Source organism: Stutzerimonas kunmingensis (genome assembly GCF_014764705.1).
GTDB lineage: Bacteria > Pseudomonadota > Gammaproteobacteria > Pseudomonadales > Pseudomonadaceae > Stutzerimonas.
Map to the genome: position 1 here is coordinate 16240 of NZ_JACXXG010000042.1, position 12204 is coordinate 28443.

Below are 12204 nucleotides of genomic sequence, written 5' to 3' on the forward strand. Positions count from 1 at the left end.
CTCAGGCGTCCAGCGGTTCGATGATCTGCCAGCTATGACGGCTGATCTGGTTGCTGCCGTTGCGCGTGTGAATCGGCACGCAGTAGCGCACGGTGGTCAGCGGCGCGGGTGAGGCAAAAATCAGCGAGAAGCCGAACTCCGCCGCCGTGTCGATCAGGCTGCGCTGATTGCGGGCGTCCAGGGCCAGTGCCTCGTCCAGGTAGCAGATGCCCTGGATGGGGCGACGCTGATCCTGCATCAGATGCAGCATCGCCAGCCCCGTCACCAGTTTGGCCATCAGCACGGTGCCATTGGAGGCGGCACTGTCGAGGTCATCGAAGGCTTCCGGCTCGCGGTCTGCCTTGCCGACCCAGAAGCGCAGGCGAAACAGGTCGGCCACGCGCAGGCCGTGGCGGGCATTGCCCTCTTCGATCAGCAGGGTCTTGGCGCGATTGAGCTGCTCGTCGTCAAGGACGCTCTGCTGGTTGAACAGCTCGAAGGTTTCGCCGCTGTCCACAGTGGCGGCGGTACTGATCAGCAGTTCGATGGCTTCGACCAGAATGGTTTCGTCTTCGGGTTCGATCTTGAACACGGCCAGATCGGAAAGTTGCCGGCCGCTGATCTTGCGGTTGAACTCGCGCATCCGGCGCTTGAAAGCAAACAGGCCGTCGCGCAGTTCGCGCAGGCAGGCTGCCACATTCACCACCGCCGAGCGTACCTTCTTTTCCAGGGCTTCGGCTTCCTGCGGCAGGTGATGGGCGAATTCAACGAGACGAACAATCTCGCTTTCCGGTTCGCCGACAAACTGATACTTGGTCAATCCGCCGCTATGGATTTCACCCAGCAGATGGCGGATCTGCTCATCCAGCTCCAGCAACTGGCGGCAGTCGACCTGATAGGTCTGCAGTCGCTCGGCCAGTTGCTCCAGCGCGAACTCGGGCTGGGTCAACCAAGGGCTGTGCGGCAGGTCGGCCAGCCAGGCAAAGGGGCCTTCGTGGTCGACTCGCTGATGACGGCGTTGCTCGATCTGCCGGTGTTGCTGCTGCAAGGCCGCCAAATCCTGTTGCCGCTGCTGCCGCTGCTGATCCAATGCGCGGTGCCGCTCTGCCGACTGCGTCAGACTGGCGCCGAGGTCGGCGAGCTTTTGCGCCAGTGTCTGCAGCCGCTCCTCGCGCTCGGCCTCGCTTTGCCGCAAGTCCTGCATGTGCGCGTAGTCCCGCAATTCGGCATCCAGTTCGGCTAGTTGCTGCTCCAGCGCTTGGCGTTGCTGTTTGACGTTTTCCAGAGCCAGTGCGGTGGCCAATTGTTCTTGCAGCTGAGCCTGCTGTTGCTGCAACTCCTGCTGCAATTCGCTCAGTTCCGCCAGGGTCCGTTGCTGATACTGTGCCGGCAGGGCTTCCAGCCGCAATTGCAAGCCAGGCAAATTGAATTGTCCGGCATTCGCATCGACCAAGGCCGCAAGCAGGGCCTTGCCATCAAGGCGGAAATCTTCGTTGCCCAGGGTCAGTACCGGCTTGGCCAGCACCTTGTTCAGCGCGTTGAGTTGTTCCGTAGATACGACACTGGCCAGTTGTTGATAGAGGTTCTGCCCCTGGGTGCGCAACTCCTGCGCCAGCTGCGCGGATTCCCGTTCGATCCGGGCCAGCTCGCGCTCGATGGCCGCTGGCGTGCGGCTCTGTGCCTGGCCGATCCGTACCACCAACGCATCCCGTTGCGCCAGCAACTCGTGGCGGCGCGCCTCCAGCAGGGCGCGGTCGGGGATCAAGGCAAAACGCTGCTGCAACGCGCGCAACTGTTCGCTTTGTTGGCGGAGCTGCTTTTGTTCCAGTTCGCACTCTTTTTTCTCGCCAGCCGACTGCATATCCTCTTCGCGCAGGCGCTGCAGCTCGACATCGCACTGCGCCAACTCATGCTGCAAGGTTTGCTGGCGGGTCTCGTAATGCTGTTGCCACTGACCCAGTGCCGCGTCGATCAAGGGGCGCCAGCACAGCAATTTGCCGCGCAACACCAAGCGGGCCTCCTGCTTCTGTTCCAGTTCGCTCAGAGTGGCTTGCAGCCGCACGGCGGCCAGGTACTGACTGCGTTCGGCGTTGAGGTCGGCAAACGCCTTGTCCCATTCGGCCTTGAAGTCGATGCTGGCATCCGGCAGATCGCGGCGGAAAATCTGCAGCAGATAGTCCTTTACCTCGCTGGAGCGCAGTTTGTCCAAGCGCAGTGTGCGGGTCAGCACCCGCTGAAAAACGCTGGCATCGCTGGCATGCTCCAGCCGGAAAACGCAGAAGTCCTGCTGACTGGCGAGCTTGCGGTTGCGCCCGCCATACACCATGTCGGCAAATTCGCTGCTGCTGTAGCTGAACACCCGGCGCCCAAAGCTGGCCAGATGGCTGGCCAGTTGCGGTTGTGCCACCAAGGTGCCATCCGGCAGGCAGAACTCCTCGACCTTCAGCGGCCCGGCATAGGCGAAATACTCGTACTCGAAGCTCACCCCTTTGCCCACGCAGCCCAGCACTACGGTGCCGGACTCCGGCAGCGACACCTCCAGCAGCACATAGGCGCTGTTGTTGGGGAAATAGAAGCGCCGGCTCTTGTCCACATCGTGCGCCCCGAAATCCATGCGGCGGCGGTCGATGATTAGCAGAAACTGCAGGGCATTGATCAGGCTGGTCTTGCCGGTATTGTTGGGCGCCACCAGAGAAACCGCGCCATCGAGCGGCAGCTCGGCGCGCGAGTAACCAGCGCTGCCCAGCAGGACCAGACGTTGGAAGCCATACTGCATCAGGTGTTCTCCTCGTCGTCTGGTGCATCCGCAGCCCAGTCTTCCTCCGTCGGCGCGTTCGTTTCGTCGCCATCGGTCTTGGCCGTCAACGCCAGGCCCTCGAAATGATCGAGGTAGCGGCATACAGCGGGCAGCAGTCGCCAGCCTGCTGGCTCTGCCATGGCAAAGCCCAGGTTGCAGGCGCGGCCCAGCAGCTCCACCAGGGCGTCGGGGTTGAGGCCCTCGGCATCCAGCAGGTCTTGCTGTTGCTTGTAGACCTCGGCCAGCCAGGCGCTGTCGATCAGCCAATCGGTAAAGCGCTGCAGGGCCTTGCCGGCGTTGGCCTGGGCATCGAAGACCACCATGAACAGCAAGGCCAGCTGGCGGCTGATCTTGCCAATGTTGCTGTTGGCCTCGCTGTTGTGAAACCAGGCAAAGCCCCTGGCATCCAGGCGCAGCTCGAACCCCAGCGCGGCAAACAAGCCGACATAGCTGGCCTCGTGCTGCTCCAGCTCCGCCCACAGCGCGGGCTCGGCCATTCGATTCAGGTGTTTGCCGGAGAGAAACAAGCGGAACAGCTCGGCCAATGCCGGCATTTGCGACAGGGCGGCTGCCAGAGCGTGTGGGATCGTCATTGCGGGATACTCACGCGGTGAGGGTGATGCAGGACGCGAATCGTCTGCAACGTGGTTTTTTCAGGCTGGCTGGCTGCCTCGAACTGCCAGCCGGGCTCATGTTGCAGGTCATGGAACAGGCGCAGCAGGGTGGCATCCTGCAGGTGGGCGTAATGGCTGTGCAGCCAATCGAGCAGATTTTCCACTGGCAGGCTGCGGGCCAGATGCGCACGAATAGCGGCTTCGTCCACCTGCTCCAGCAACGGAACGTCATCGCCGGGTTTATCCTGCGGAAAGGCCACCGCCTGTGGCTGGTATTGGCGTGCGGCAGCCATGACCGCTCGCACCTCATCGCCCAATTGCAATTTGAAACCGCGCTCATTGCGCCAGACGGGGAGGGCGGTCTCATCCGCCGGGTGCGACAGTGCGCGACGCAGGCCGCGTTTGCGCACCAGCCCCAACAGCAAGCTGATGGCACTGGTAAGTACGTTGTGCTGACGCAGCTCTTCGCGCAAGGGGAGCAGTGTATCGGCGCACTGCTGCGCAACCAGCCGCCCAAAGCGCCGCAGCTCCTTGGCCTGGTGCGCCACCTGACGCAACTGCAGGCGATGCGAGTAGAGCGCACCCTGTACCGACAATTGCTCTAGGCTCAAGTCGAGCGCACGCTCCGCTTCTTCCAGATAGCGATAGAAGGTGCCCTGCGAGCCGCTGTCCATCATCTGGTTCATCGGCTCCACATAATGATCGTAGGCTTCCAGCACCTCGCGGTAGCGCTGGCTGATCGGCATGCTGCTGTCGGCGCTTTTAGCGTTTTCCGCCAGTTCAAAGAGCGCGTGCCGGTCCTGATCGAGCTGCAGGCAGATCTGGCGGAAGAGTTCTGCCAGCTTGTTGGCGGCTCCGCGCACGCGATCCATGTCGGCCCCGAGCATCCCTTCATTGAGTGCTTCGGTGGCTTCACGGATGGCCGCAACACGCGCCTGCAGTACGGCAGCCAGGCCCAGCTCATGTTCACGGGTGAGGCCGCGCACGAACTCCAGCACATAGGCATTGAGCTGCAGATCGCTGCTGCGCGGCAAGGTTTGCAGGATGTCCGCATTGACCAAGGCACGCAGCACCGCGCCCTGCGTTTCGGCATCCCGTTGCCCGGACACCTTGGCAATGCCGTTCAACACCTGATTGCTGGTCAGCACGGCAAACTCGCGCGACAGCCGCACCAGGAGCTCCACGGTGTCCCAATGGGTGTAAAGCGCGTAGACCAGCGAGCGAGGGTTGGCCATGTCAGTTCAGTCTCCCTCCACCGAGCAGGCATGCCCTGTGCCGCATGCTCGCACCCGCCAGCCGCACAGGGCGGCAACCCGGCGCATGGCCGCAGCGGGGTTCCATAAGGTGCAGGCTGGACGCATCGACCATTCGTTGTCCCCACGCCGCCGCGCCCGATTTCTGGCGAAATCGAGCCAAGCGGCCACATTCTTTGTGCTCTCGCGAGCCAGCACAAAGAATGTGCTCATCGTGCTGGGGACAAGCGACTCTCGGGCTGCGTCCCGGCCGGAATGTGTCAGGCATGGTGGCAACACTGTGTGCACAAAGTGGCGTCAATGTGGTGAACAGCGTGGCAACATTGTGTTGAACATGGAGGCAGCATTGTGGCGACATGTGGGTCACAGTGTGGCAACAAGGTGGCGCTGACAGCTCAAGCGGTCGCATGGATGAAAGCATTCAGTGCCGCCGCGATTCGTTTACGGCGCTCTTGCAAGAACGCCTTGTAGTGATCCAGTGCCAGCAGTTCCTCCTCTACCGGGATGCACTGTGCTGCGAATGGTGCTGCACCGTGCTGCGCCACCAGCGGCAACAGGTAGGTCACAGGCGCTTTGTCGCTGATCGCACGATTGGTTTTGCCGCCGATGAAAGCCAGGTTGGCGATGTCGTCGGCCTCGCGAGGGGTGTAGCTGCCGCGCAGCAATGCCTTGGGGAAAATGTGATGAAACTGCAAGCGGTGCTGACTGCCCGAGTGGTCCAGAGCAATGGCAAGGTGGCTGCGCCAATCCTTGGCGCCTGCCGCACGAAATGCCAGGAACATGGTCTTGAACAGCGCACTGCGCTGGTTGCGCCCTTCCAGCTCTTCCGGCGTGATGTCAAGACGGCCGAACTGCAGACGCAGCCGGTCGATCAGTTCATTGACGCCGCCGCCATTGCGGATGATCGCCAAATCCTGATCCAGAATGGTCTCACTGGAACCCCGGGAGAAACGGCCTTTGGCATTGGCGGCCAAGGCCCAGTAGCGTAACTGCTGCGCCTCTTCCGTGCTGAGGGCATAGTCGCGGCGATGCCCAAAGTAGGCCAGTACCACGAGTAAGAAGGGCGATGACAGCAAGGCAGGGCTGTCGATACCCAGATTGCTGCGTGCGAAATTGAGGGCAAATTCCATCCCCTCGCAGGCTTGTTTCCAGGCTTGCTGCAGTACGTCCAGGGTCAGGCTGCCGACGGTCAGAAAACGGGATTGTCCGGTGGCAAAGGCCATCAAATTCTTCAGGTGCAAACCCAGATCAAGCTCGAAACCGTTCTGGGCGCAAGTACTCTGGAAGTCCAGGAAGGTCTGCAGCGAGTGCCGCCATTTGGCCGTGATCTGCGCCAGAGCCAGATCGGAGCTGCGCAGCTTGGCGCCCAGCGAGTTGACCCGCACGAAGATTTCCGTGACCTCGTCGTAGGACAGTGTTCGCTCCAGCACGTCCATGCGGTACACGTACTTGCGGATGCCGCGTAGCCGAGCGAGGCGCTGACTGTATTTCTCGTAACGCGGATCATCAAAGCCACTGATGCCCGCACGTTTGAGGAAAGGCGCATCGCTGTCGGTCTTGAAGACTTCGGAAACCTTCACCCACTGCGGCAACTGCTCCAGCTTCCGGGTCGCCACCACGAAGGTCATTTTGTTGAAGCGCGTCAGCAGTTCGTCCTCGCTGGCGTCGGCCTCGTCGCCTCCCAGCTCGCCTTCCTCATCGACCTCAGCGTCATCGCCGTTCTCATCCACTTCGGTCACGACGGCCAGTTGGTCGGGATGCTCCAGATTGAACAGCAAATCGATGGGCCGACGGCGACCGCGCACCGACACCGGCTCGCCACGAATGACGGCAGACAACGAGGTCAGACGCTGTTGTCCATCGAGCAACAGGCGGGTGCTCTGATAAGGGTTATTGCTTTGGCTGACGGCAAAGCTTTGCAGGGGCACGGCCTCATCGGTTTCCCACAGCAGAATCGCCCCTGAGGGATAGCCCCGATACAGAGAGTCGAGCAAGTCGCGCACGCGCGTGGAGCGCCAGACATACTGCCGCTGCATTTCCGGCAAGCGCAGCTCACCGCGCTCGATCATCGAGACCAGTTCTTCAACGCTGGCTTCAGCCTTGGCCATGGTGCTTCCTTATCCTGTCAATCTCACTCAACTGCTGCGGGCGGCTCGGCAGCGGGGATGATCAACAACAGCTCGGAGTCATCCACTAGCCTGTAAACCGGTCGCTTGCCGGACAGCCGTTCACTTTGATCCAGAATGATCTGAACCCCTTCACCACGCTTGTCCATCATGGCGCTGCGGCCTGTGATCGCTTTGTCCGCCTCGGGCACGGAACATTTGGCCAGCAGACTGGTGATGGCTTCGTTTCGCGCAGCCTGGCGGTAGGGAAGGCTCTCCACCGTCATGGTGTTGGGGATGGCGCCTGGCGAACACAGCTCCAGCCGGTTCGCAAACATCCGCAGGCGGATTTTGGCTCCATGGATCGAGTAATCCCGGTGTGCAACGGCATTGACCAGGGCCTCGAAGACGGCGGTCATGTCATACTGCGGCAGATCGTACCGGCCCTCATTCTTGGTGGCATAGACCTGCATGTTCTTGCGTACGAAGTGGCAAGCCGCCAGCACCTGGGCATCCAGCGGCCCGGTGATGTCCTGGGCGTCGAGTTGATAGGCCGTGTCGCCTTGCGGCAGCACCTCGGTGCCACGGTATGCCACGGCCTGAATAAAGGCATTTGGCAGCCAGCGGCGAGGGTCAGCGCTTGCCATCAGCACGCCGGCAATGGTTGGCCGAAGTGCGCCGTCTGTATCGGGGCGCGCCATGGCCAGTTTATCCAGCAGCACCGCACGCGTATCTTGCACGCGAGGACTGGCAAAACGTTGCCAGAGGTCATCTGCAAGGTCATCGAGCGTGGCGCCAGGCACCGGCTGCTCGTCGAAGCGGATGATGCGCGCCTGGCTGCGTTGCTGGAACAGCCGCGCCAGATAGTCCGGAGCCATTTCACGCTTGGCGCTGCCCACGCGGTGCAGATACCCGCCCGGACTTTTATGCACGAACAGGCTGCTTGCGATATCGATCTTCAGCGCCGGCAAGGACTCGCCTGACGTGCTGGGCAGGCTCAGACGCTCGATCACCGGCGCGAGCGGCGGGGTGATGCTGTCCAGGCAAATCTGCCGGACGAAATCCTCTACCAGGTCCAGGCGCTCCAGCGGGATACCGAGCACTTCACGGGTGTCGTCCACGCCGAGCACGCACACACCGCCACGGCTGTTGGCGAAGGCGGCCAACTCATCGGCCAGCGAATCTTTATGGGGTGCTGACACCTTTTGGCCAGCAAAGCGGACTTCCTTCAACTCCAGATAGGAGTCCTCTCCCAGGCGAATCTTGTCGATCAAGTCGGCGATGTTGTCGAACATGTCAAACCTCTCTTCCCAGGCGCTGGTAACGCCGTTCAAAGGCTTCTTCGCCGCCTTCCATCACCTGGCAGACTTCGCGGCGCATAGCCTGATCCTGCAACGAGCCGGTTTGCTTCACATGGCACTGATGGTTGAAGTCCAGTACGTGGATCAACTCCGCATCGCCATTAACCACGATGTTGGGGTTGTGGGTCACGATGATGAGCTGACGGCGCAGTTTGTTGCTGCGGATCTGCTGCACAACCAGTCCGTAGATCAGGTGGTTATCCAGGTCATCTTCTGGCTGGTCGAGCACCAGTGGCTCGTTGCCGTGCGCAAGCAGGAAGGCCAGCATGGCCGCCGCACGCTGCCCGGCGGAGGCCTGGCCGATGGACTGAAAGTCCCGCCCGTCACCTTTGCGGCTGTACTCCACCTGCAAACCGTCTTCAGGGAACCAGCACAGGATGTGATCGATAAATTCCGGGCGCTTGTCGGCTTCCGCTTTCAGGAATTTATTGAACCAGCCGCCAAACTCCGCCTGCCCGCGACCGGCTTGCGACAGGCGTTTCTTCTGCGTCAATAGCGCCTGCTCGAAGGCCGCCGTATCCCATACGCCCGGCTGCTCGACCAGATCAACCGTACCCAGCAGATCGGCCACGAGCCCTTTTGGGGATGCCCCCTCTTGTTCCTGATACAGGTCGTCCACGTACTTGCCTTCAGCGGCCCCAAGCACCTCCCGCAAGGAGCGCTCGATGCCCTGCGCGTCCCGGCTGTAAGGGATCAGCTCAATGCGCACAAAGGGATTGCCTTGCAGCGTTGCCTGCAGGAATGCGCTCCGTTGGGCGCTGATGGCGCGGCGGGCGGATTGCACCTGTTCCAGCAACGACTTGGCCTTCTCGCGCAACTCGGTGTGCTGCTTCTGCAAGGCTTCCAGCTTCTTCAGCTCGGTTTCCTGTCGCTGCTTTTCTTGCACCAGACGGCCGTACTCGCTGGGGTCGCTCACGCCTTGTTGCTGCAAGTCGGCCTTGAGCTGCTCGTAAGCCGTCTTGGCCGCGCCGATCCGCGCAAACCAGGGCGAAGCCTCCAGCTCACCTCTCAGGACTTGCCCACGCTCCTGCAGCACGTTTGCCGCGCGCTCGACATCCTGCTGCGCCTTGGCGATGGCGGCGTGCAGCGCCTGGACAATGCCCAGTGCCGGGCCGTCTTCGGCGGTATCGAACAAGCCATCCGGCAAGTCTTCCGCCAACAGATCGTCGGCAAGCGCTTTCAAACGGGTTGCCAGTTCGGCGGAGGCGTCGAACTGGCGTTCCAGCTCGCGGCTTTGCCGGTTGGTACGCTGATAGTTTTTCAGCAGGGCGGCATGATCGGCGCCCTCGAAGCGGGCCAGCTTGCGCTGAATATCTTGCAGGGTCAGCGTCAACGCTTCACGCCCTTGCAGCTTGCCGTCCAGCTCGCGCATTTGCGCCCGTACGGCCAGGAAGGCACGCTTGGCTTCCTCGAAAGCGGCTTGCTGCGATTGCGTGCCCGCCGCATCGTCAACCACCTTGAGCAGCGCCTGCTGGCTGTCACCGGCCAGCGCGGCAATCTGCCCCTGGCTGAACAGGCGCACCGGAAAGCGTTGCTCGGTGACGGCCTGACTGGCCGAAGGCTTGAAACTGCCCGTAGCGGCGTCCCATTCCTCCACTGCATGGCCTTGGCCATCCTGCCGCCAGATCAGGCGATAGGGCATGCCATCGCGCTGCACTTGCACGCAGAGGCTGGTTTCCGCCCGCAGTCCGCCTTCGTCATTGCGGCCCCTGGCAACCTGATTGAAACGCTTGAAGGTCTGCCCGGCTTCCGAGCTGAGCGACAGCTCCTTCTCACGGCGATAAGCCAGACGCAGGGCATGCACGGTGGTCGATTTACCTGTGCCACGGCCACCTATCAAGGCATTGAAGTACGGATTGAGCGGCAACTCGGCAGGCTGCCTGCCGCGCCCCATGTAGCGAGCGTCGCGGATTTCAATCGACTCAATGAAATGCTCGGGCGTATTGAACGGCGCAAAGCCGTCGCTCTCATCGCTGCGCCGAACAGAGACTTCCTGCCCATCCAGCAAGGCAAGACGCAAGCCTTCCAAGCTAGGCCGCGCCATCTTGATCCAGGTGTAGCGCGAACCCGGAACAGCCGTACCTTGGAAGCTGTGGCAATCGCTGCCCGCCACGCTGGCAAAGCGCAGTTTCAGCTCCTCCAGCACCATGGGCACAGGGCTGTTGGAGGCGGCCCACTCCAGCGCCAGGATGCCGGGCTCCTGCAAGACCGCCTTAACCGTGTTGGCATCCATCACGCATTTTCGCGTACCAGGCTCGACCTGTAGCAGCCCCTTGTCGCCTTCGACGTGTGCCGGAATGGCCAGGCCGCCCGCCGCCAGAGTGCGCTCCACCACTTGGGCGGCGCCGATGCGGGTGACGCCATCGCTGTCGCCGCGCGTGCCTTGGTAGTCCACCCTTGCCAGCAGATCGCTGATGGTCTGACTGGTGGCGGACGGGTCAAAGATCGCCAGCAGATGAAAGCCACCCTGCACCGAGATTTCCACACCGGGGAAGAGGTGCAGCTCACGGAACCCGTCAGGTGGCGTGCCCGCGTCGGCCTCACGCTTCATCTCTGCATAGGCCAACTTGAGCCTGTCGATCCACTCACCGGTGTTGTGGTCGGTGACCGCCACGCAGTCGATTTCGGCGGCCATGTACTTGAGCAGCCATGTCTGCGGCGTTAACTCATTCGGCGTGCCGATGGCTACCTGCCATGCCCCGGTATCCTTGGAAGCCGGGGTGTGGGTATGGAAATCGAACTTCCACCAGCGTGCGCCGGGGTAAGGCCAGGGTTGGCTCATGTTCTTCTCCTGATTGCGGCCATCATTACTCCGCCTTTATCTCGGACAGAAAAAGCATAGTGCATCATGAAATGCTTAATGAAGGGGATGCATCTCGAATAGCAAGTAGCCTTTCAATTTGTTTCTTAATATCGGAGACAACTTCTTTGGATGAGGTGATGCCAAAGCTGATTTCTTCCCCAATGGCTTGCAGCTTATCTGCGGCCTCTTTGGCAAGGACTCCTTGGACAATACTTCGCTGTTCGTCGATGGCTGGCAAAGGGATGAGGATTTTCTTCAGATCGTTCTCATCCAAAGTTACATTGGTGGCGCCGCACATCATTGGCACTAATAGCTCATCTTTGAACTTTGACAGGTATTCGTGGATATATCTCATTTCCACTTGCTCGGGTTCTTTCGCTTCAAGGCAGCACATAGTGTCTGCGAGAGCAAATTTTCCTTCTTGATAATGGAGGCGCTTAATGTCAGCTTTGCCGTGCCCAGAGGAGGATACAAGGGGTATACAGCTTGCCTTGAAGTCAAAGGAGAAATCGGCTGATGTTTTTCTATCAGCTGCAGGAACCACAAGTGGAAAGTCTCCGGGCGGAGAACTCATGTTTGAGTGCTTGCCCCGATGAATATTGCAAATCGCGCCCAACTCTCTAGCGCTAGGCATGCGTTCCCGCAGCTCTCGAAATTTTCTCTCGAGCATATACCATCGACCAACCAAGTGACATCCGGTTGAGGCAAGAATGTGCTCTCTTTTGACTGTGATAAAATTTAGTTTTGATAAGGTCCGTGTGCTTTCCAGCTGATTGCGCTTGAAGTTCTCAATTAACTCCAATGCTGCTGGTAGATCGTTCTCATCAACTGCTTGTCTAGTGTCTGTTTGCGTATACCCGTCAGCGCCAATGTTTATAAAAAGAACCTTATCAGTGCTTTTGGCTATCTGCTTGTCAATTATCAAGATGTGAGTTTTAACGCTAGCGTATGGCTTGAATACACCATGAGGCAATTCAACGACTGCGATTAGAGACTTTTCTTGAATCAATCGCTTTCGCATCCCGATGTAGGCGGATTGACCGACAAAAACGATGCCTTCAGGCACAACCACCCCAGCTTTTCCTGTTGGCGACAAGTGTTCAGCGATATAGTCAAGAAAAAGTAACTCCGCCCGTTTTGATTGCAGGCTAAATTTCTTATGGGGGGCGGTTGCAGGAGCTGAGTGCAACACGGTTATTGAATTGAAACCGGAGCATCATGCCGCATTGCCATGGCATTTTGCATGACCTCTCCCATCACCTCGATGGGGCATTTGAAGTCGAAGCGCTTGC

Annotated in this window: 7 protein-coding genes; all 7 read right to left on the bottom strand. The window is 60.3% G+C overall.

Annotated elements, in window-relative coordinates; all coding sequences use genetic code 11:
* Position 1 precedes the first annotated feature (1 nt).
* Complete coding sequence (locus IEG05_RS20845) at positions 2-2755, bottom strand: hypothetical protein (RefSeq protein WP_191122677.1); 2754 nt, start codon at positions 2753-2755, stop codon at positions 2-4.
* Positions 2755-3369 (bottom strand): condensin complex protein MksE, encoded by a 615-nt coding sequence (locus IEG05_RS20850; RefSeq protein WP_191122678.1) that lies wholly within the window; start codon positions 3367-3369, stop codon positions 2755-2757. Before IEG05_RS20850 ends, IEG05_RS20845 begins: the two co-directional genes overlap by 1 nt.
* Complete coding sequence (locus tag IEG05_RS20855; protein WP_191122679.1) at positions 3366-4625, bottom strand: hypothetical protein; 1260 nt, start codon at positions 4623-4625, stop codon at positions 3366-3368. The genes IEG05_RS20850 and IEG05_RS20855 overlap by 4 nt, the downstream gene beginning before the upstream one ends.
* 413 nt (positions 4626-5038) lie before the next feature.
* Positions 5039-6751 (bottom strand): GmrSD restriction endonuclease domain-containing protein, encoded by a 1713-nt coding sequence (locus tag IEG05_RS20860; protein ID WP_042920692.1) that lies wholly within the window; start codon positions 6749-6751, stop codon positions 5039-5041.
* 23 nt (positions 6752-6774) lie between these two features.
* The gene (locus IEG05_RS20865) at positions 6775-8082 is read right to left on the bottom strand and encodes an ATP-binding protein (RefSeq protein WP_224742934.1); all 1308 of its coding nucleotides are present in this window, start codon (positions 8080-8082) and stop codon (positions 6775-6777) included.
* Positions 8045-10891 carry a TrlF family AAA-like ATPase gene (locus IEG05_RS20870; RefSeq protein ID WP_191122680.1) on the bottom strand — a complete coding sequence of 949 codons (2847 nt, stop codon included), beginning with the start codon at positions 10889-10891 and terminating at the stop codon, positions 8045-8047. The genes IEG05_RS20865 and IEG05_RS20870 overlap by 38 nt, the downstream gene beginning before the upstream one ends.
* Positions 10892-10955: 64 nt before the next feature.
* Positions 10956-12104 (bottom strand): N-6 DNA methylase, encoded by a 1149-nt coding sequence (locus IEG05_RS20875; RefSeq protein ID WP_336509764.1) that lies wholly within the window; start codon positions 12102-12104, stop codon positions 10956-10958.
* Positions 12105-12204: the final 100 nt, after the last annotated feature.